Origin of the sequence: Nocardiopsis sp. NPDC049922 (genome assembly GCF_040660275.1) — a bacterium.
Classification (GTDB): Bacteria; Actinomycetota; Actinomycetes; order Streptosporangiales; family Streptosporangiaceae; genus Nocardiopsis.
Genome location: NZ_JBFAME010000017.1, coordinates 79,168 through 101,044 on the forward strand (window position 1 = coordinate 79,168; position 21,877 = coordinate 101,044).

Sequence of the window (21,877 nt, forward strand, 5' to 3'; positions counted from 1 at the left end):
AGTCCCCAGCCTGCCGGGGGGCTCGCGGCAGCGGATCCGCGGCGCATCCGCGATCCCCGAATGGCTGCGGTCGTGCGTCTGGCGCGGCGCTATGTTGCCGCCGGGTCGATCTCCGCCGCGGTGTTCGACGGTGTCGTCCGTATGTGCGGACTCGGCGAGAGCGAACTCGACGATTTCACGAACTGCCTGCGCGAGGCGGGTATATCGATCGCTCATTCGAATACCGGGGAAGGTGTGGAACCCGAGGCGGGATCGGCGCCCGAGTCCGGCCCCCGGGAACACGAAACGGATGCCCCGCACAACTCGGAACCGGCAGACGCGGCCGCTCGTGTGAGAACGGTGCGGGAGACCACCGAGCTGAGCACGGTCGTCGCGGAGGCCCGCCGGGTCCTGGCCGAGGACCGGGAGAAGCGGCGTCCGGAGCAGCGCATCCTCAGCGCACAGGCGGAGGTGGGCCTGGCGGCCCTGATGAGGGGCGGACAGTCCCTCGGCTCGCCCCTCACGGAAGCCGAGCTCGCAGCGCTGGAACCGGCCGACGAGCGCCGCCTGGCCTATGAGGCGATGGTGCTGCACAACCAGAGGCTCGTCTACAGCCTGGCAGGCAAGTTCGGCGGACAGGGGCTGGACTACGAGGACCTGGCACAGCACGGCATGCGGGGCCTGATGCGCGCGGCCGTCAAGTTCGACGGCGGACAGGGCAACAAGTTCTCCACCTACGCCACCTGGTGGATCCGCCAGGCCATCACACGCGCCATCGCCGACGAAGGGGCCCTGATCCGCCTTCCGGTGCACTTCCATGAGAAGGCGGCCAAGGTCGCGGTGGCTGAGCGTGAGCTGGCCGCCCGGGGCAGGCGCACCGGTCAGGCGGACGTGGCGGTGCACAGCGGTCTGACGGTCGACGAGGTCGACCAGGTCCGCCGCCTCACCTACCGGACCGACTCCCTGGACCGTCAGGTGAGGGGGGACACCACCCTGCTCACCCTGGTGGGTGAGGACGAGAACCGTGCCCTGCCCTCCCCAGAGGTCCAGGTCATGGAGGACGAGCGGTGCCGGGAGGTCCGAAACCTGCTCTCCTGCCTGACCGGCCACCGCGAGCGCGAGGTCATCGAACGGCGCATGGGATGGACCACGGGGGATAAGCAGACCCTCGACGCGATCGGGGAGCATTTCGGGGTCACCCGCGAACGCATCCGTCAGATCGAGAAGAAGGCCCTGCGGACCCTGCGCGAGGTCCACACGGGCGGAGCGGGACAGGCCGAGGCAGGCAGGAAGGGCAAGAAGAGGCGGCGCAAGAGGAGGTCACACGAGCCGGGGGCCACCGGATGAACTCCGGCCGCAGGCACGGCGGCGACGGCGCTGATCTTTGGTGTTCGGGCGAGCACCAGGGCGGTAACGCCCAAGTCCTGTCCGGACCGGACGGTTGGCCGCTGTGGACTACGGGATCTGCGGGCGCGCTGCTGAAGAACGACAAGGCCCTCGCAGGGTCAGCCTCGACCCCTGGCGGATCGGAGAGATCGAGAACCTCGACAGACTCGGCAACGGGGCATGGGCGTGGTCTACGCGGACCGCACCGACGAGGACACTCCAACGCACGCTCAAGACCGGGCCCGTTTCGGCGGGCGGCCCCGGCGAGGCGGGGGAGGAGCCCATGTTGTCACCGTCTCCTCCGACAGGCCCAACCGCTCCAGGAACCCCTCGAAACGCCTGCGCGGCCATGACGAGTCAGGGGGGGCGTGAACGGGGCCGATCCCCGCTCCGACCCGGTCCACCCAGGGCAGCACCTCGGCCAGGCCCGCGAGCAGAGGGATGACGCTTTCGGTCGTGGCCGTGGGCGGTGCCAGGTGGTCGTCGATGATGTTCACCAGTACCCACGCCCGTTCGTAGGCGTCCCATCCGGCCCATCCGAGCACACTGGTCGGGGAGAGCATGGGTGAGGTACTGGGTGTGTAGGAGACGAACCGCTCGTTGGGCAGGTCGAACTTGCCGCGGTTGGCCCAGTACGAAGGGCGCAGGAAGTCAGCCGACACGAACTTCGGCGGGACCGGGAGTCCATGGCTCCCTCGCCACTGGGACTCCCACAGACGTGTCCACTCCGCGTGCTTGCGCAGCCCCGACGATTTGTAGCGCAGTGCGGCGGCGGAGGGAACGTGCTCCGCTTGCAACAGGTCCGGTAGCACCGTTCGGGGTGTCGCTCCCGGTTCGAGGGCCTCCACGGCGGAGACGACGCCCGGATCACGTTCGAGAAGCCCGACCAACTCGGACAGGGTACGGCTGACGGGCCGCTCGGTGCCGTTCGCCTCCCGCGCATACCACAGTTCCCTGCGCTCACACCGGTCCAGCAACCAGGAGACGACGGCGGGACGCCACACCTGTTCCCATGAGGGGGTGGTCCAACGGTGCTTGAAATCGGGCCGCTCCAGGACGCTCAGGGCGGAGTCGCTGTTGATGGCCGCCATCCGGTGTGACACCGCGCGCCGGTAGTCCGTGCTCCAGTGGTCGGGCGGTTCGGTCACCGGGGTCGTCGCGTGCCGGTGGAACCACTCGCTCTCCTCGACCCCCGCCGCCATATCGGAGGCCAGAACGATCTCGAAGGCACGATGCCCGACGTCGATACCGTCGGGCATCGCCTCGGAGGACACGCGCGTGAGGACTCCGTGGGGGACGATCCCGTAGGCCTCGTAGACCCGCCAGTCCAGCTCCTCCTGAAGCATCACCATGCGGCTGAGGGCGGCCCTCCACTGCCCGCCGAGTTCGTCGATCCGATCGCGTGTGGGCGTGGACTCGGCGTCACCGACCTCTGCTCGCAGTTCCAGCAGGCGGTGTGCCAGGGCGTCGAGTTCACGGGGGAGATCGGTCTCGCTCAGTTCGGGGAGGGGAAGGTCGCGCATCCGGGTCGCGGTGAACTCGTAGATGCTGTCCCAGGTGTCGCCGGACCTGAGCTGACCGTCGCGGGGATTGCCCTTGGCGTTGCTGACCTGCTTGAACCAGAAGCACGCGGCGGAGCTGTTGAGTACCCCGAGAAGGCCCAGAACCTGGTCCTGAGTCACGGACGGGGGAAGCTCGATGACGGGGGCCGAGTTCAGCGGGGCGTCGGGGTCCCGTCTGAGGGAGAAGTGGGGGTGGGTCGCCACCCAGGGGAAGATGATCGACCACGGAGAGACATCGACGCTGACCGTCAACTGGTGCCAGTCGTACCAGGACTTTCCCTCGGAGCGCAGACGGTTCTTCAGGTGACTCCGGTAGGGCCAGAGCCGCCGCAGGTGACCTGGGAAATCCTGGATGCTCACGACTTCGGAGGGAGCCTGTCGGCGGCGCGGGAAGAAGGCCACCCGATCACTCCAGACCTGCCAGTCACGAACTTCGGAGCCGGTGACGAGGTCGATGATCGCCTCCGGCTCGGCACCCCAGCGGCGCAGCGACGCAGGGGAGGAGGCGAAGAGGTCGTCGGCTCCGGTGCTGGCGACGTAGCCGATGCGGTCTACCTGATCGCACAGCCTTCGGGCCGTGTTCAGTGATCGGAAGACCGCCTCGGCATCCGGAGCGGCGAGGTTCCACGGGTGCTCGTGGTACTCCGTGAGAAGGCGGTGCTGGGACACCGTCCATTGGTCTTTGCTGGGAACATCGGCCAGACGCTCCCGGATCGAGACCCACACCTCGCCCTGACCGGGGTCGGCGGGAACGGAGGGCTCGCCGCGCAGACCGCTGACCACGGTTACCCGCGATTCCGGCTCGGGTGGTTGGCTGCGGCCGGTGAGGATGAGCGTGGGCGTGCCGTGCCCTGGAATGTAGGCCCCGGAGGTGTCGATGATCTGGTCGACCTTCACGGTGGGGAGGAACTCCTCGACCAGGGTTCTGCCGAACTCCCGTTTGGTGAAGGAGTTCGCCAGCAGAAGGCCGACGTGGCCTCCCCGGCGGGCGAGGGAGAAGGCTCGCTCCGTGAAGGGCACGGTCAGGGCGAAGGCCCCGGAACTGGCGCTGGGGTAAGCACCGCGGTAGCCCTTGGCCTGCTGCTTGTCCTTGGGCGTGAGGTACGGCGGGTTCGTGACCACGACGTCGTAGGAGGAGCGCCCCAGAACGTCCGCGGTCCTGGCCGATGACGGCCAGGAGGTCGGCGCCTGGGGGAGGCCCGGGAACAGGCCGTGCTCCTCTGGGGCGTCGCGGCCCTCCAGGAGTGAGTCCGCCTCGACCACGAGGATCGGCCAGTCCTCCTCCGTCGGGGGCTCTGCCCCTTGGGCCAGCCGGAGGGCTTCGACTGCCAGACGGAAGCGGCTGACCATGACCGCGAAGGGGTTGCGGTCGGCTCCGTGGACACAGGTGAGAGCCAGACCGACCGCTTCGCCCAGGGGGAGTTCGGGCTTCTCCGCGCGAATGCGCTCCAGGACCAGGGGCAACGCCTTCAGGAGGAATCCGCCGGAGCCGCACGCCGGATCGATGAGGCGGAACCCGTGTTCGGTGATGGACCCCGACTCCCGAAGCGCGGGCTCCAGGGTCTGCTCCAGGATCAGGTCGATGACGAAGCTCGGAGTGACGAGTAGCGCGTCGGTCTTGCGCGAGTTCTCCGAGGCATCCTGGTACAGCCGACCGAAGACCGCGGTGCCCGGTTCTCCGTCCCCGCTCCCGGTGTCCGGCGGGGACGGCTCTCGGAGGGACGCACGGTCGGAGCCGCGCCAGTACGAGACCAGCTGACGCGCGAAGTCGGGGTCGGGGCGGTGCGTCCACCACGGTCCGATGTCGTGCCGGAAGGCGGCGCCCAGGACGGGGTGTGTCTGGACCACGCGGTCGATGGCCAGTTCGATCGTGTGGAAGGGGTCCGCCTGGGAAGCGGGGTCCGGGACGTCCGCCCGGCTGAGCGACCGGTCGGCGACAAGGCCGTTGTCTTCACAGAAAGTGACGAAAGCGGTGGCGAGGGTCCACATGACCATGGCGTGTTCGGTCTGGCGCCATGTGGCCGAGGGCATGGGCGCCGAGCCCCGGGGGCGATCGAGATGGGTGAACACGAGGGAGTGGAGCTCACTCAGCAACGAGGGGTGGGACATGCCCTGCCTTCTCTGTCGTGGAGTCTTTCCTGTTCAAAGCAGTTTCTGGGCTCTGGGGACAGTCGCGGCTCCCCCTGGGGGCAGTCTAATGCAATCCGTGGGTGCGGTAATTCCTTGTGAGTGCTGAGAAGAGTCGCTACTGTGGACGCAGTGCTCCCGCGTCGGTGCCGTGTCCCCGTCCGTGCGGGCTGCGATGCGTCCCAAGTCCTCACTCTCCGTGATGGTCCCCACGAAAGGTGCTACCACCCCATGTCCATTGACCTCGTCGCGGTGCTGGTCTTCCTGTTCGTCATCGTGCTTCTCGCCCTCGTTGCCGCCCTGGCCGCCGCGTTCGTGACCCGTGAGGGGGGCAAGCCCTGGTCCGCGGCTCTGGGCGCGGCCGGAACCGCGACGCTCGCCACCCTGGGCGCTGCCACCGCCGTGGCCGCCTTCGTCTTCACCGCACTCGGGTGAACCCCTTGACCCGGTTCCGGGGTCGCCGTGCCCCGGAACCCGGACACGACCCGGTACGGCGACTGTCGGGAGCGGCCGTGGTGGGTCGGAGCCGTGGCCGGTCCCCCGACACCACGGCTGAACCGCCCTTCCTACGGGAGTCCTATGCTGGGGGCGGTCGAGTGCGTATGGAGTCGGGGAGGCGGAGGCCGGATGGCGAACCGATGGTGGGGGAAGCCCTCGGAGTTCCCCTGGGAGCAGTCCGCCCTCGAACACGTCCGCGCGCACTTCCCCGACCGGGAGCCCTACCGGGCCTGGGCCGGGTTCACCTTCACCGCCCGCAACCAGCGCATCCGCGAGTGCGACCTGTTCGCCGTCACCCCCCGAGGGGTCTTCCTCGTCGAGATCAAGAGCCACCAGGGCCGGGCTGCCAACCACGGCAGCGAGTGGATCTTCACCAACGGGCACCGCAGAACCATCACCAACCCGCTGCATCTGACCGACCTGAAGGCCAAGGAGCTCAAGAGCCGCCTGCAGTGGGCGGTCGACAAACTCGGCCTGCGCGGAGTGAGGGTCCCCTTCATCGAGGCCGGTGTGTTCCTCTCCGACGAGGGCCTGCGCTGCGACTTCGACGAGGTGCAGAAGGCCAAGGTCTACGGCCGCGAGGGGCTGGAGCACCAGACTTCCCTGCCGGGCATCTGGAGCGGGCTCCTCGGCGCCCCGCAGAGCCAGGTCGACCCCGGCTTCCTCAAGAACGTCTCCCGACTCATGGAGACGATCGGGGTCATGCCCATGGACCGGGCGCTGACCCTGGGGGAGTACACCCTGGAGAAGCGGTCCTTCGACAGCGGGCCCACCTGGACCGACTACGAGGCCAGGCACCAGCGGTTGGGCGGCACCAGCCGGGTGCGCCTCTACCACTACGGCGAGACCGACAGCGAGGACGAACGCCGGTCGGTCGAGCGCGCCGCCAAACGCGAGTACATGTCCCTGGAGGGCATCTCGCACGAGGGCATCGTCAAGGCCGAGTACTTCGGAGTCATCGAGGAGTCGAGCAAGGACCTCGGACCCGCGGTCGTCTTCCGGCACCACTCCTCCTGGCAGCGCCTGGACCACTTCATGGCCGAGCACGGAGACGGGCTGGACGTCGACACGCGGATGGAGATGGTCCGCCAGCTCGCCGAGGCGGTCAACCACGCCCACCGCAACCGCCTCTACCACCGCGCCCTGGCCGCCCGCAGCGTGTGGGTGGAGATGGACGGCGCCTACCCGCGTCTGTACATCGCCGACTGGCAGGTCGCCTCCCGGGAGAGCCTGCGGCTGCGCAGCGGCGGCCACACCCGCCACACCACCTCGGGCGCGGCCACCTCCCACCTGGAGGAGGTACTGGGCGGGCGTGCGTTCGCCGCGCACATCGAGAAGGCCGCCGAGGCCTACCTCGCCCCGGAGTTCCCCGACTACACGGGCCGTGCAGCCCCCCAGGACATCTTCGGCCTCGGGGCGCTCACCTACCTGATCTTCACCGGCCGCCCCCCGGGCCGGGACCGCAGCGAGCTGAGCGGGCAGATCCAGGAGCACGGCTGCCTGACCCCGGCGGCGATCAGCGACGACGTCGTGCCCCAACTCGACACGCTCGTCCGCGAGTCCACCCGGCGCTCTCCCAACGACCGGTTGGCCAACGTGCAGACCTTCCTGCGCATGCTCGACCAGGTCGAGGAGTACCTCACCCTGCCCGAGACCATCACCGACCCCCTCGACGCCCGCCGCGGGGACGAGGTCGTCCAGGGCTGGAAGGTCCGCGAGGTCCTGGGCAAGGGGGCGACCGCCCGTGCTCTGCTCATGGGGCGCGACGGTCGGTCGGAGGAGGTCGTCTACAAGGTCGCCCTCAACCAGGAGACCGCCGCCAAGGCCCTGCGCGCCGAGGCCGAGACCCTGCGGACCGTCGCCGGGAGCACCAGGATCGTGGCGCTGGCTGCCACGGGCGACGGGAACGAGTCCGGTGTGCTGGAGATCGGTGAGCGCACCATCCTGCCCTTGGAACGCGCGGGGGAGAGCACCCTCGCCGACTACCTGTCCCGGCAGGGAGCCCTGGGCCCCGGCGAGCTGCTGCGCTTCGGCCGGTACCTGTTCGACGCGGTCGAGCACCTGGAGGAGCACGAGGTCTTCCACCGCGACATCAAACCCGCCAACCTCGGGGTCCGGGAGACCCGCAAACAGGGCAGGGCCCTGGTGCTGTTCGACTTCTCCCTGTCCAAGGCGCCCGTGGAGAGCGTCACCGCCGGCACCCGCGGCTACCTCGACCCCTTCCTGGGGCAGGACCGCCCCTACGACGACGCGGCCGAGCGCTACGCGGTCGCCGTCACCCTGCACGAGATGGCCACCGGAGAACTCCCGGTCTGGGACGACGACGGTGTGGGCCCGGAGTTCCTCGGCGACGACGTCGTGGTTCCCCGCCTGGCCGAGGAGTCCCTCCCCAAGCAGAGCCGCTCCGCCCTGGTGACGTTCTTCCACCGGGCGCTGCACCGGGACCATCGGCAGCGCTTCGGTTCGCTGGCCGACATGCGTGACGCCTGGGAGTCCGCCTTCCGCTCCGGCTCCGTCACCGACCAGGTCGAGGAGGACGAGGGGACCCGGCTGCGCAACGCGGAGAGCGCCACGCTGGACACACCCCTGCACCTGGCCGGTCTCACACCGTTGGTGCTGGACGCGGCCCAGCGCCTCCTGCGTTGCGACAAGGTCGGCGACCTGCTCAGCAAGCCGGTCCGGGAGATCACCCACATGCGCGGTGTCCCCCTGGCCGTCCGCAACGAGCTGCGCAAGAGGGCCTCCGAGTGGCGTCGGCGCCTGGACGTGGCCGAGTACGCGGTCGCGACCCGGGCCAAGCTGCCGACCGGCGCCGGGGACGACGTCAAGCGCAACGCCGTCCTGGACCAGGTGATCCGCCAGTTCCTGCCGACCACCACCGACGCCAATCGGCAGTGGGTGCGCGTGGTGCGGGAGCTGGTCGGCATCCCGGAGGGGCGCAAGGGCCGCAAACACTGGTGGCCCACCCGACGCGAGGTCGCCCGCTCGCTGGGGATCCCCCGCTCCCTGGTGGACGAGAGCCTGCGACAGGCGCACACCTACTGGAGCAAGAACGCCTCCCTGCTGGGATCGGTCCGCGACGACGTCGTGGACATCCTGTCCCGCAACGGCCGGGTGCGCGAGGTCGGACAGATCGCCGCCGAACTCCTGAGCCTGCGCGGCTCGTCCCTGGAGGGCGACGAACGGTCGGTCTACGCCCTGGCCGCCGTGCGCGTGGTCGCCGAGTACGAGGAGCAGCGCGTCGAGCAGCGGTTCGTGGTCCGCCGGTACGACCGCAGGGTGCTGGCCGCGCAGGTGATCGACGACGACCCCCGCGTGCCGGTCGAGGGCGACCTGTTCGACTACGCCGAACTGCTCGGGCTGCGCGCCGACGAGCTCGTCTCCCTCGGCGACGCCGACCTTCTGCCCAGCCCCACCGCGGTCAGGGAGGCGCTGCGCGGAGTCGACGCCCCCGAGGGAATGGAACCGTTCACCGACACCGCTCTGGTGCAGATCGCGGCGGCCGCTTCGAGCAACGCCGAGGCGACTCCGCGCCTGGAGCTGTACCCGGCCGACCTGGACCTGGAGCGGGCCCTGCGGATCACCCAGGCCGTCGGCTACCTGGGCAAGCCCGGAATCACCCCGGAGCAGATCCAGGACCGGGTCCTGTCGCGGTTCCCGGCGCTGCCCAGGCCCGGCGAAAAGCAGCTGCGGGCGCTGCTCAAGCGGCGGCACCCCAAACTCCAGGAGGCTCCGGTCGGCGGCACCGTGTGCTGGTACCTGGAGCCGGAGGTCACCACCTACCAGCCCTCCACGCACACCGGACAGCACGAGCCGAACCTGGTCGACGCCGCCTCCGTCGAGACGTGGAACCGCCTGGCGCAGGCCGTGGCGAGGGGCGGCTACCGGGCGGTCAAGACGTGGATGCCCGACACCGAGCGAGCGGCCCACGCGTTGGAGCGGATGCCCGGTGTGGTGCCCTTCGACGTCTCTTCCGAGTTCGTCCACGTCGTCGACGAGGTCATGGACGGCATGGGAAGCGCCCTGAACTGGGACATCCTGAGCGAGGCCGACAACAGTCGCCCCGAGCCGTTCAACCGGATGCTCGCCGAGGTGTTCCGCCGCCTGGGGGACCGGGTACGCGCCGCCGGGGCCGACGCGCCCACCGGTGACGGGGTGGTGCTGCTCCACCGGGCGACCCCGCTGGCGCGCTACGAGCCGGGTCGCGCCCTGCTGGGCAGCCTCGTCCAGGAGGCCCGCGAGGCGAACCGCAGCCCGTACGGACTGTGGCTGCTGTGCCCGATGCGCGGACCGCAGGCCGTCGCCGCACTGGACGGTCGCTCCGCGGGCATCATCGGCGAGTCCGAGCAGGTGCTGCTGCCCAGGGGGTTCTCCGCGCCCGAGGCGGCGTTGGCGGGCTGAGCCCGGCCAACCGGGTCTGAGTTCGTTCGAGGAGGAGCCGGCCAGTGCGCACGGCTGTGGGACCTGGAGACGGGCGGGGACCGGGGGGAACCGAATGTGGGACGTTAAGGGCGAGAGTGAACCGCTGACCGTCGGTGTCCACCGCGACCGTGTCCTCAGCGTCGTGTGGAGCGGCGGGTCCCGGACGGTCGCGTCGGGGTCCGCGGACGGCACCGTAGGGGTGGGGGACGCGGACATGCCTGTGGAGGAGTTGACGCGTGTGGCGCGTCGGCGCACCTACCGGGCGCTGACCCGGGAGGAGCGCCGCACGCACCTGCTCGCGGTCGGTGAGGAAGAGGGCCCGGGTCAGTAGACCCGGGTGACCTCGCGGACGTCGGTGGAGACCAGGTAGTCCTTCGGGTCCAGGTCCATGGCCTCGCGTTCTGGGGAGTCCCAGTACTGGCGGTTGCGCTCAGCGAAGGTCTCGGGGCCGTCGTAGGAGATCTCCCAGATGAAGTGGCGGCGTTCGCGGTCGATCCAGGCACCCCCGAGGGAGAAGCCGAACTTCAGGCGCAGGGGGACGATCTCCTCCTTCCAGCGCTGGACCCACTCGTCGAGCAGACCAGCGCGGACAGTGTAGGTGCGTACCTGTGTGGTGGCGGGCACGGTGCTGCCCTTCCTGGGTGGTCGGCGCGGCTTCGGTCGCCCTGAGTGTTCCCGTCAAGGATGTGAGGGACGGCCAAGAGCGCGAAGCGTGTGGCGGATGTGGCTCTGTTCGCCTCAGCGGCGGGTGCGTACACGGGCGCGCACGAGCCAGCCGTCGCGTGCCTCTTCCAGGACCGGGGACAGCGCGCCGGCGCTGGGTCGATCGGCCTGTCGCCACTGGTGGACCCACCGCCGTACCTCCTGCCCGGAGGTGGTGTCCCCGGTGCTGAGCAGCCGGCCGTCACCCAGCATCGCGGCGGCGCCTCCCGCGGAGGCGTGCCCCGGGGCCCAGCCGCGTGCGCCCAGACCGAACATGCTCAGCCCTTCGGGGGCGGTCGCGTACAGGTAGGCGTGGAAGTCGGCGGCCGGTTCCTCCGGGCCGAGCGGCGCCCCGCCCTCCAATCGAGCGCCGACGGCCAAGGCGTCCACCAGTGACCGCGCCCTTGCGGCGGCGTCCTCCCCGGTGATCCATGTGCCGCTGACCCACCACGGGTTCCCTTCCTCGTCGGCGGTCTGTGCGTGCACGCCGCGCGGCGGCACCAGCCACTGGGTGAGTTCCTCGGGGTGCATCTCCACGTACCCGCCCGGCCACAGCCGCTCGGCTGCCAACCGTCCGTCGCGTGCGCGGTGGGCGCGCACGATCGCGTTGGCCCGGGGAAGCGGGGCGATCGTGACCGGGACGACCAGCGCCGCGCCCGGCACGCACTGGTCGGCCCAGGCCCGGTGCAGCAGGTCGCTGCTGGCCCAGGCCACGATCCGGTCGTAGGGGGCGTGGGCGGGTGCGCCCCTGGCCCCGTCACCGGTGACGACACGGATGTTGTCGGCGCCCCGCCGGGCGTGCAGGTCCCGTGCCCGTACGACCAGGTCGTCCACCACGTCCACGGAGACCACCGAACCGCCCTCACCCACGAGCGCGCCCAGCAGGGCCCCGGAGAAACCGGACCCGGTGCCGATCTCCAGCACCCGCATCCCCGGGCGCACGTCCAGGCGCTCCAGCCCGGCGGTGATCGCCTCGGCCGAACTGCTCTGCCGGACGAGGCCACCGTCCTCACGGTGGGTGTAGTACTCCTCCGGCACGGAGGCCAGGGCGTCCTGGATACGGTTTGTGGCCATCGGTTTCCTCATCCTTGGTCGTAGTGTTCTTCTCTTCGACATGGGGAGCCAGGGCTCTGTCGGCCTCGATACACCCGAAGGCTCGGGTGGGCGTCGGCCGCACGGCGTCGGAAGCAATGTCGAGCAATGCCGTTGGCAGGGGTCCGGCGAAGGGCTTTGATGAGTTTCGAGGCCTTGGAGCACCCCGGGTCCGCTCATGGTCTTCGCGCACACGACCACCTTCGACGTGAGGAGGCCGAGATGAACGACGACGGCAACAACTGACGACGCCGAGGACCGACATGACACGGGGTGGTGCGGACGAAGTTCGTCCGCACCACCCCTGCGGCGTATGTGCCCCCGGGGGGTGTCAGCGGTCCGCGTTTCTGATGCGCTCCGCGAGCCCCGCCAGCCAGGTGTCGTCGGCGCGCTCGTGGTCGTGGGAGGACAGGTAGCCCTGGTAGCGGTCGAAGTAGCCGTCGACGGGCCAGACCACCTCCCGCCAGTCCTCACCCGCGTTGCCGGTGGTTCCGTGCATGGGGAAGAGCTTGGCGTGGGCGTGGTCGACCCCGTAGCCCTCGTACATGATCCCGGTGCGCGCCACGTCGGGAAAGGTGGCATCCAGGAGGCGGGCGACTTCGCGGGCAGCCAGGTGCAGGGCCGCGTATTCCTTGGGTTCCAGATCCACCACGTAGCTGGTGCGGTGGGCCTTGGGGATGACCACGGAGAACCCCTCCGTGTTGGGGAAGATCGACAGGAAGGCCAAGTGTGAGGCGTCCTCCCAGATCCGGTGCGCGGGCGCGTTCCCGCTCACGATGCGGCAGAAGACACAGGCAGGGGTGGAAGGTGCGGTGTTCAACGGACTCATCGAAGTCGGTGCACGGCGGGTCGGACGCCGGCGCAGGTGGGGCAGTCGGGGGAGCGTTCGACGGGTTGCTCATCAAGGGCCAGCTCATGTGTCCACACGCCCATACGCCGGTTCAGGGACGCGGGTTCACCGAACCCGCCCAGGTGTCGTAGAACGTCCAGTGCCGCCAGAGACGAGGCGAGCATGTTGACCGGGCCGTTGGACGGCGCCTGGTAGCGATCGTTGATGCGTGTGATCAGCTCGCGCAGCTCTGGCTCGTCGGTGGGTGGTCGGGCGGTGAGCGTACGACAGTCCCACCAGCGCCCTGCGCGAGATCGTCGACAACTGGGTCTACGCCCTGGAGGAGGACGTCCTGGCCACCGGCGAGGTGGCCGAGGACGACGAGGAGGCGCTCGACGCCGCCGTCCTGGAGCTGCTGGAGCGGCGGCTGTCCGAGGTCGCCGCAGCCAACCCCGGGTTCGCCGCGGCCCTGCGCGGCTACCACCGGGCCCAGTCCGAGGGGGAACACGCCATCGCCGAGGCGCTCATCGCCTGGCTCGGCGGGCAGCCCAACGTCGCGTCCGCCGCCAAACGCTACGCCGGGATCAAGGGCGACCTCGACCACTTCGGCGCCCTGGCCGCGCTCAAGGGGCTGCTCGTGCTCCTGCGCGACTGCGGGCACCCAGGGCTCCTCGTGGTCCTGGACGAACTGGAGACCCTCCAGCGCGCCCGCACCGACACCCGGGAGAAGGGGCTCAACGCGCTGCGCCAGCTCCTGGACGAGATCGCCAACAGGCAGTTCCCCGGCCTGTACCTCGTCATCACCGGTACCCCCGCCTTCTTCGACGGCCCTCAGGGGGTCCAGCGCCTGGCGCCCCTGGCCCAGCGCCTGCACACCGACTTCCTGCCGGACCCGGCCCACGACAACCTCTACGCCAGTCAGATCCGCCTGACCGGCTTCGACCTGGCCAAGCTGCACGAGCTGGGCGTGGCCGTCCGGGAGCTGTACGCCGACGGCGCCGACGCCCCGCAGCGGGTGCGCGACAGGGTCGACGACGGCTACCTGCTCGGGTTCGCCGAAGCCGTCGCCGGGGAGTTGGGCGGCCGGGTCGGCATCGCGCCCCGGCTGTTCCTGCGCAAACTCGTGGACGTGATGGACCGGGTCGACCAGAACCCCGACTTCGACCCCCGAACGCACTACCACCTGACCGTCGGCGGACACGAACTCACCGAGGTCGAACGCGGGTCCCACGTGCAGCGCGCCGCCAGCGCCGACGAGGTGGAACTGGACCTGTGAGCGACGCTCCCGAGGACCCCGGGGGACCAGGACCGAGCAGCCTCGACCTGCTCCACCCCACCCTCGCCCACCACGTCGTCAACACCCTCGGCTGGCCCGGGCTTCGGCCGCTCCAACGCGAGGCCCTGTCCCCGCTCATCGACGGCGACGACGCCGTCCTGCTCGCGCCCACCGCCGGAGGCAAGACCGAGGCGGCTCTCTTCCCGCTGCTCACCAGCATGGCCGGACGCTCGGGGGACGGGCTGTCGCTGCTGTACGTGTGCCCCATCAAGGCGCTGCTCAACAACCTGCTGCCACGGGTCCAGGCCTACGCCGGGTGGATGGGGCGCACCGCCGAACTCTGGCACGGAGACGTCACCACGGCCGCGCGCCGGCGCATCCTGCGGCGTCGGCCCGACATCCTGCTCACCACCCCGGAGTCCCTGGAGTCCATGCTGGTGAGCGTCAAGGTCGACCACCGGGAGTTCTTCCGGAACCTGCACGCCATCGTCGTGGACGAGGTGCACGCCTTCGCCGGGGACGACCGCGGATGGCACCTGCTCGCCGTGCTGGAACGGCTCGGCCGGGTGGCCGGTCGCCCCATCCAGCGGGTGGGTCTGTCCGCCACCGTGGGCAACCCCGAAAACCTGCTCACCTGGCTCCAGGGTTCGGCGGCGGGAAAGAGACCGGGAAGGGTGGTCGCTCCCGGGGTGCACCTGCCCAGACCCGGCCACGTGCCCGACGAACCTCCGCCCGGTGACGTCGAACTCGACTACGTCGGTTCCCTGACCAACGCCGCCAAGGTCATCGCCTCCCTGCACCGGGGGGAGAAGCGCCTGGTGTTCTGCGACTCGCGCCAGTACGTGGAGGAACTCGGCCACGCCCTGAGACAGCTGGGTGTGACCGCCTTCCTGTCCCACGCCTCCCTCTCCCTGGACGAACGCCGCCGTGCCGAGCAGGCCTTCGGCGAGGCCCGCGACTGCGTCATCGTCGCCACCAGCACCCTGGAGTTGGGGATCGACGTCGGGGATCTGGACCGGGTCATCCAGATCAACGCCCCCGGCACCGTCGCCTCCTTCCTCCAACGCATCGGTCGTACCGGGCGACGCCGGGGCAGCACGCGCAACTGCCTGTTCCTGGCCGTCGACAAGGCCGGACTCCTGGACGCCGCCGGACTCCTGCACCTGTGGGGACAGCACTGGGTGGAGCCCGTCGTCCCGACCCCCGAACCGCGCCACATCGTCGCCCAGCAGCTCCTGGCCCTGTGCCTGCAGGAACCCGAGGTGGGCGCGCGGCTGTGGCCCGAGTGGTGGGGCGACCTCGAACCCTTCCACCAGGGCGAGCCGATCGCCGCCCACCTGATCCGGGAGGGGTTCATCGACCTGGACGGCGGGTTGATGATGATCGGCCCCGAGGCCGAGAAGCGCTTCGGCCACCGGCACTTCATGGAGCTGACCAGCGTCTTCACGGCGCCGCCGCAGTTCACCGCGCTGAACGGGCGCGCCGAGATCGGTCGGGTGGACCCCGCCCTGCTGGCGTCCGACGAGGAGCGGACCGGACCGCGTCGACTGCTGTTGGCCGGACGCACCTGGGCGGTCACCTGGGTGGACTGGCGGCGGCAGCGGTGCTTCGTCGAACCGGTCGAGGGCGGTGGAGGTAAGGCCAAGTGGGACTCGGGCGGTCACCTGGGCTCCTTCTTCCACCTCACCCGCGCGGTGCGCGAGGTGCTCCTGGGGGTCGATCCACGCGTCCGCCTCACCCGCAGGGCGGTCAACGCCCTGGCCGAGGCGCGTGAGGAGCACATCGACCTCGTGCACCCCGGGGGATCGGTGATCGTGCGGTCCGGCGGCGGCGACCTGCGCTGGTGGACCTGGGCCGGTGCCCGGGCCAACCTCACCCTGATCGCCAGCCTGGGGAGCGCCGCCGACCCCAAGCAGCAGCCCAATGACGCCTGCCTACGGCTGAACCCCGACCTGGACCCACGGACCTGGGCGGCGGTGAAGGAGGCGGCGCTGGAGCGGATCACACTGCCCGAGGTGTCGGCGCGCGCGTTGGACGGGCTCAAGTTCAGCGCCGCCCTGCCCGAGCACCTGGCCGAACGCACCCTGTCCGCGCGCCTCGCCGACGTGGACGGGGCACACACCCTCCTCACGGAAAGCACCCGGTTCATTGTCCAGTGACGGTTACCCCGGCTCTCCCTCCGATGGCTATGAGCGGATGACGTTGGCCCAGCTGCGGAAACTGGCCTACGACCGCCCCGTACGTTCCGTCTACGCGCGTAAGGCGGATCTCATCGCCGACCTGCGTGAGCTGGATCGACGACGCGCGGCCGGAGAACCCGAGGATCCGGTCGCGCACGCGTACTGGCGACTCCAGAAACACGTTGAGGAGACGGACCGGAGGAAACGGGAGGAGGACTCCCGGAGAATCCTCGATCTCCTGGGGAACTGGAGCGAACCCGAGTACCGGCGGGGCGTCCATGCCGCCGTCGACGCGCTCAACGGGGCTTCCGAACCCTCCGACGAGGAGTGGCAGAGGTACTTCGAGGAACTCGAGACTCTGGTCGGGCCGCTGCTGGGGGGCGGCTGGGAGCTCTGGGAGCACCTACAGGAGGGGTACCACGAGCCCGGTCACGGACCCAGTGTCATGGCCCACCTGCTTCGTTCCGGCACTGTCCTCTCCGTCACCTACGACGTGTGGGCACACCAGATCCGATTCTCCTCCAACGAGTTCCCGGAAGGCGTCGGAGAGCCTCCCTTCGAGTTCGTCGAGTTGCTCGACGACACCGTGGCGGTGGACATCGGCCAGGGTGCGGAAGAGGCTCAGCGTGAGGTCGCCGAACGGCTCGGCGCACTGGGCCTCCTGGATCCTCTGCGAGTCAAGGCCTCGGAGGACAGTACCGTGAGCGCCTTCGACCTCGTCTCCATGGCCTACCTGAGGTGGATCTTCGAACCAGCGGCTTCCTACAGCGGACTGTCGGTGGAAGAACTCGGCGCCAGGCTGGACGCGGAGGAGGGCATGTCCACCTATCACCAGTTCGTCTGCTGTTTCGTCGGCCGAGACGTCTTGCCGGACTGTGTTCCGAGCGCGGCGGCGCTCGGTATCGCCTCATGGTGCTGGCGCAATGACACCGCCGTCGAGGAGTGGCACCTGCCCGACGACGTCCTCATGGCACGCGTCAACATCGCCGTGACCAAGGCGATCCTTCCCCACCTCGACGAGGTGGAGGGAACCGACTGGGAGGCCATCGAAGGACGGCTGACGGACAGCGAGTGGGCACTGCCGGACGGGCGGAAGATCTCGGAACTGTTCGGAGAGGGCTGGCCGGAGGTCCGGCGGACGGTGTCCGAACGGCTGCGCTTCTGGAAGCGTATGGACGAGGATCTCCTTGGCCCGGAACCGACTCTGCGTCTGCTCAGCGTGGGAGGCGCGACCAGCTACACCCGGCACTGGTGGGGACAGGGGCGTTGGGGCGCGATCTGCGAGCGAATCGTGAGGGATGCCGTCAGCGAGGGCATCCCCCTGCCCGGTGACTACCAGGAAGCCGGGGTCCAGGCGCTGCTCCGGGACCTCGCGGATCCCGATCGTCTGGACGACGAAACCCTTCGCTGGTTGATCGACATGCCCGGTGCCGAAGTGGACCAGACGGCGGGATTGCGTCACCACACGGACGCCACCCGTGCTCTGCCCAAGGAGTTCACCAGCCATGTGCTCACGGAGATGGAGCAGAGCCTGGGCGAGTGAACTCCTTGGACGAAGGCGCTGCGCCGCTCCGTTCTCACCGTTTCGTCTCCGTGGGGTCACTGGCTTTGACCTGTACGGAGAACCGCAAGTACGTTCTACGTCGATCTTCGCGCACGTCTATCCAGCAAAGTGGAGCGTCATCGTGAACAGTCAAGCCCTGGAGCAGGCGGCCGCCGTCCCCGGATGGTTTCAGGACAACCTCGATCTGCTGGTCGGCGTCCCCCTGCGGATTCTCCTGATCGTCCTCGGGGCGCTGGTCGTTCGAGCCTTGGCCAGACGCGCGATCTCCCGCTTCGTGGAACGCCTCCTGCGGCCCTCCGAGAGGGAGAACGCGCCGAACCGATCCGGCCGAGGACCCGCGGTCCTCCAGCGTGACGCGTCCCGGGCCAATGAGAGACGCCAGCAACGGGCCCGCACCATCGGCTCGGTGCTCAGCAGCTTCGCGACCATCGTCATCGCGGGGACGGCCCTGGCGATGGTCCTCGACCAGATCGGCATCGCCCTCGGCCCCCTGCTGGCCAGCGCGGGTGTGGTCGGCCTGGCGATCGGCTTCGGCGCCCAGAGCCTGGTCGCCGACTACCTGGCCGGCATGCTCATCATGATCGAGGACCAGTACGGCGTCGGCGACGTCGTCGACCTCGGCGAGGCGGTCGGCACGGTCGAGAACGTGGGTCTGCGGCTCACGCAGGTCCGCGACATCAACGGCGGCCTGTGGCACATCCGCAACGGTGAGATCCAGCGGGTGCGCAACGACAGCCAGGACTGGGCCCGCGCCGTCCTCGACGTCTCCGTCTCCTACGAGTCCAACCTGGAGACGGTCTACAACGTCCTGGAGGAGACCGGCCGGGACATGCGCAAGGACCCGGAGTTCGAGAGCCTCCTCCTGGAGGAGCCGTCGATCTGGGGCGTGCAGTCCCTGGACGCGGACGGCGTCGTCGTGCGCCTCGCCGTCAAGACCGTTCCGCTCGAACAGTGGGCCGTGACCCGTGAACTGCGCCGTCGTGTCAAGGAATCCCTCGACGCCGCGGGGATCGACATCCCGTTCCCCCAGCGCACCGTCTGGATGCGCACCGACGACGGCACCGCCGCCTGACGGGGTCCCCGCCCGTGGCGAGGGGCGCGACACGATGGCCGCGCACGACAGCTTCTCGGGCGTTCCCGACCTCTCCTCCTCGGGCTCCCGGGAGGACGTCTTCCAGCTCCTCTCCCACGCCTTCCCGGCGGACCGGGAGAACCGGCTGCGCACCCTGGCGACCCAGCTCTGGGCGTTCCGGTTCCGTATCCAGCGGGGTGACCTCCTCGTCCTTCCACTCAAGACCCGGTCGGCGATCGCCGTCGGCCGGGTCACGGGGGAGCACGAGTATCGGGTGGCGAACGAGTCCGGATGCCGCCACGTACGCCGGGTCGAGTGGCTGCGCGACGACGTGCCCCGCTCCACCGTCCGGCAGGAGCTGCTGTACTCGCTCGGCGCCTTCCTCACGGTCTGTCAGGTCAAGCGCAACGACACCGCCGTGGCCTTCGACATCGAGCAGCAGGCTACGGTCCAGCTCCGCAGCCACCTGATCGAGACCTTCGCCGGTCACCGGATACAGGCCCTCGTGGCGGCGGTCCTGACGGCCGAGGGGTTCCACTGCACGACGCCTCCGACGGGCCGGGACGGCGGCATCGACGTCCTGGCCGGGACCGGCACGCTGGGGCTGAGGAAGAGCCGGGCACGCCTCTCGGCCCTGTCTCCCGGCGCTGCGGTCCGACCGGCACGTCCGGGGTTTCGAAGCCGTGCCGGTGCGGCGCCGCGGGCTCCTCACCCCCGCTGTGCCAGCGTGTCCAGAGCCTCCAGGATGTCGTGGTCACCCCGGTCGGCCAGACGCTCCCGGACCCGGTCGGCAGAGGTGTCGGAGGCCAGCCCCAGCGCGTCGGCGAGGACGGCCACCGCGGCGGTACCGGACACCGGAGCGGTCACACCGGCCAGGTTCAGGGCGCGTGAGAGCGGGTCAGGGGACGCGGAGGCGGCCGGGGACACCCGACACCGCACGCGCCCCCCGGCGAACGTGATGAAGGCGTGGTCGCCCTCGGCGGCGCCCTGTTCTTGGAGGAGAGGGCGGACCGAACTCATCAGCGGCTGGTTCTTCCAGGTCGCCGCCGACTCCCGGTCACCGACGAGCATCGGTACGCGCGCTCCGGGATACAGCCCGGCCCACACCGCGAAGCCGTTCGGCATCGGGAAACCGGAGCCGCGCAGGTGTTCGGCGTTGACGTCCACGCGCAGCCACCAGGCGCCCTCGGCGTCCCGGAAGCACCGGCGGGTGCGGTCCACGGTACGGCGGGGACGGTAGGCGCTGTCACCGCCGCGCCCGGGGTCGTCGAGGAGCCCGATCCACCCGGGCCTGGGGTGGGCGAACGCGCTTCCCGACGTCAGGGAGCGGACGGAACTCTCGCTGACGTCGAAGCGGCCCGCGATCGACTCGGCGAGCTCGGCCACCCGCATCTCGCCCCCGGCCATCTCCAGTTCGCGGCGCACGGTTCCCTCGACCCCCAGATACTCCTCACCGCCCCAGGAACGCAGACCGAAGACCCTGCGGTCCCGCCGCATGAGGCGGTCGTCGTTGTGCAGCCGTTCCCGGAAACCGGCCTCGTTGAAGTCTGCGCCGAGGCGCTCGATGAGTTCGTCGATGTGCAGTGGGCGCCCCGCGGCGGCCAGGACGGCGCACGCCTTGTCCGGAAGGCTGCGCCCCCAGTGGATGACCTGGTCGTCGACGACACCGGTACGGGGCAGTGTCTCGATCCACGCTCGCGCGTGTTCGGGGAGGATCCCCGCCCCGTGCGCGGCCTCCAGTGTCTCACCGAGGGGCAGACAGGTCCTGGTCTCCAGCAGGCCCGACAGACGTCGCGCGAAGGCGTCGGCCTCCTCGGTGAGAAGCCATCCGTCCGTGACGCGGTGCCTGGGCAACAGGGTGAGGACGACACGCCCCATCGGGATGCCCAGGCACGGAACGGGCAGGGGATGCTCGGGGCACAGCGCCCAGAAGGAGTCGAGCGGGGCGGCGGAGCCGAGCCGGGCGGACACCGATTCCAGGTACGCGGTCAGGGGTTCGCCGAAGGGGGAGTCCAGCCAGGAGCGTAGGTCCCGCTCGACCTGCTTGTGGATCTGGCGGATGCGTTCGCGGGTCACCCCGAAGTCACCGCTGATGGACTCCAGGGTCTCGGGGGCGTCGGTGAAGATCCGTCGCGCGGCCACGGCGCGACGGCGCTCGTCGCCGACCATGAACCAGGAGTGGATCTCATCGAGCAGGGTGGCGGCGTGATCGGTTTCCCCGGTCACGGCGGGTGCCACGGCGGGCTCCGAGGACGCGGCGGGGTCGGAGGACGGGCGGTCCTCTCCCAGGGAGTCGGACTGCTCCGGGGCCCGCGTCTCCCGGGGCGGTTCGGAGCCGGTGGCCGGAGTGTCCGCATTCTGTGCGCCGACGGTTCCGTCCTCCTCGGCAGCCCTGGGGACGTCGTTCCCGCCGGGCTCTCGCGGCAGTGTTTCCAGGACGGTCAGGAAGGCGGCCCGGAGCGTCCTTCCCGCACTCGTCTCGTCCAGGCCGGAGGTCAGGCGCCACAGGGGCGTGTCGAGGACCGGTCCCTGCTCGGCGAGGCCCGCACCCCACTCGTCCGAGCGGCCGGTGGCGTACAGCGCGGGCATCACCTCGCCCAGGGCCCGCCCCTCCCAACGGGGCGACGCCAGACGGGCCAACCCGGAGGCCACGTGCTCGGCTCCAACACGTCCCAGGACGAGCGGGAGCCGGATCCGGCTCCACCAGCGTTCCTCGGGCAGGGAGGGGTGGTCGAGCGCCTCGGCGACCAGCCCGTCGCAGGTGTCGTCGAGGGCGGGTACGAGGTGGGTGAGCCGGAAGTCGACGGGACGGGTCAAGGAGGGGCCTCTCACGCTCGTGGTGCGGGAACACGGCTCACGTTAGGGGAGGCCGGTGACATCCGTTACCGACGTGTCCCGACACTGTCCGCATACGGTCATACGGCCCTCGGGGGGGCGAAGAACCGTTAGCGTGGCCGGACGTGAGCGATGCCGAAACCCCCCGTGACCGCCCCTCCCAGATCAGGGACTACGGCGGCCTCGTGGACCGTGTGTTCGCGCGAGGCCCGGAACGCGTCTGCGACGAGCTGTCCGAGCACGTCTTTGAGGGGGCTGGCCCCAAGCAACAGCCGAGCGATGCCTGCCCGAGTCTCAACGCCGACCTCGGTCCGAGTACCTGGGTGGTGGCCAAACAGACCCTCTCCTGCCTC

General features: G+C 70.1%; 12 protein-coding genes and 2 pseudogenes. 8 read left to right on the forward strand and 6 right to left on the reverse strand.

Annotated features, from left to right (window positions below):
- The first annotated feature begins 339 nt into the window (after positions 1–339).
- Positions 340–1,326 carry a sigma-70 family RNA polymerase sigma factor gene (locus AB0I72_RS24685; RefSeq protein ID WP_358572687.1) on the forward strand — a complete coding sequence of 329 codons (987 nt, stop codon included), beginning with the start codon at positions 340–342 and terminating at the stop codon, positions 1,324–1,326.
- A gap of 23 nt (positions 1,327–1,349) precedes the next feature.
- Positions 1,350–1,439: pseudogene (locus AB0I72_RS24690) on the forward strand (IS5/IS1182 family transposase); the annotation flags it as partial.
- Positions 1,440–1,595: 156 nt separating this feature from the next.
- Here the strand turns inward: AB0I72_RS24690 and pglX are convergent.
- Entirely contained in the window at positions 1,596–5,036 is a 3,441-nt protein-coding gene (pglX, locus tag AB0I72_RS24695; protein WP_358572689.1) for a BREX-2 system adenine-specific DNA-methyltransferase PglX, read from the reverse strand.
- Between the two features lie 249 nt (positions 5,037–5,285).
- Here pglX and AB0I72_RS24700 point away from each other — a divergent pair, with 249 nt between their 5' ends.
- Both AB0I72_RS24700 and pglW read left to right on the forward strand, forming a co-directional pair.
- The gene (locus tag AB0I72_RS24700; RefSeq protein WP_358572691.1) at positions 5,286–5,489 is read left to right on the forward strand and encodes a hypothetical protein; all 204 of its coding nucleotides are present in this window, start codon (positions 5,286–5,288) and stop codon (positions 5,487–5,489) included.
- A 192-nt stretch (positions 5,490–5,681) separates the two neighbouring features.
- Entirely contained in the window at positions 5,682–9,953 is a 4,272-nt protein-coding gene (gene pglW, locus AB0I72_RS24705) for a BREX system serine/threonine kinase PglW (protein WP_358572693.1), read from the forward strand.
- A gap of 345 nt (positions 9,954–10,298) precedes the next feature.
- Here pglW and AB0I72_RS24710 read toward each other — a convergent pair whose 3' ends face one another.
- The 4 genes and pseudogenes from AB0I72_RS24710 to AB0I72_RS24725 form a co-directional block, all read right to left on the reverse strand.
- Positions 10,299–10,598 carry an NIPSNAP family protein gene (locus AB0I72_RS24710; protein ID WP_358572695.1) on the reverse strand — a complete coding sequence of 100 codons (300 nt, stop codon included), beginning with the start codon at positions 10,596–10,598 and terminating at the stop codon, positions 10,299–10,301.
- 114 nt (positions 10,599–10,712) lie between these two features.
- Entirely contained in the window at positions 10,713–11,750 is a 1,038-nt protein-coding gene (locus AB0I72_RS24715; protein ID WP_358572697.1) for a methyltransferase domain-containing protein, read from the reverse strand.
- 349 nt (positions 11,751–12,099) lie between these two features.
- The gene (locus AB0I72_RS24720; RefSeq protein ID WP_358572699.1) at positions 12,100–12,597 is read right to left on the reverse strand and encodes an HIT family protein; all 498 of its coding nucleotides are present in this window, start codon (positions 12,595–12,597) and stop codon (positions 12,100–12,102) included.
- Positions 12,594–12,893, reverse strand: a pseudogene (locus AB0I72_RS24725) (ThiF family adenylyltransferase); the annotation flags it as partial. The pseudogene AB0I72_RS24725 and the gene AB0I72_RS24720, both read right to left, overlap by 4 nt.
- 41 nt (positions 12,894–12,934) lie before the next feature.
- On the opposite strand from AB0I72_RS24725, the gene brxD reads away from it, so the two are divergent.
- The 4 genes from brxD (at position 12,935) to AB0I72_RS24745 (ending at position 18,689) form a co-directional block, all read left to right on the forward strand.
- Entirely contained in the window at positions 12,935–13,873 is a 939-nt protein-coding gene (gene brxD / locus AB0I72_RS24730; RefSeq protein ID WP_358572750.1) for a BREX system ATP-binding protein BrxD, read from the forward strand.
- Positions 13,870–16,032 carry a DEAD/DEAH box helicase gene (locus AB0I72_RS24735; protein WP_358572701.1) on the forward strand — a complete coding sequence of 721 codons (2,163 nt, stop codon included), beginning with the start codon at positions 13,870–13,872 and terminating at the stop codon, positions 16,030–16,032. The genes brxD and AB0I72_RS24735 overlap by 4 nt, the downstream gene beginning before the upstream one ends.
- Before the next feature lie 43 nt (positions 16,033–16,075).
- Positions 16,076–17,596 carry a hypothetical protein gene (locus AB0I72_RS24740; protein ID WP_358572703.1) on the forward strand — a complete coding sequence of 507 codons (1,521 nt, stop codon included), beginning with the start codon at positions 16,076–16,078 and terminating at the stop codon, positions 17,594–17,596.
- Between the two features lie 142 nt (positions 17,597–17,738).
- Positions 17,739–18,689: a mechanosensitive ion channel family protein gene (locus AB0I72_RS24745; RefSeq protein WP_358572705.1), complete on the forward strand. Its 951-nt coding sequence runs from the start codon at positions 17,739–17,741 to the stop codon at positions 18,687–18,689.
- A gap of 708 nt (positions 18,690–19,397) precedes the next feature.
- On the opposite strand, the gene AB0I72_RS24750 is transcribed toward AB0I72_RS24745, so the two are convergent.
- A complete protein-coding gene (locus AB0I72_RS24750) occupies positions 19,398–21,506 on the reverse strand; it encodes an RNA polymerase subunit sigma-70 (RefSeq protein WP_358572707.1) in 2,109 nt (702 codons plus the stop codon).
- Positions 21,507–21,877 lie beyond the last annotated feature (371 nt).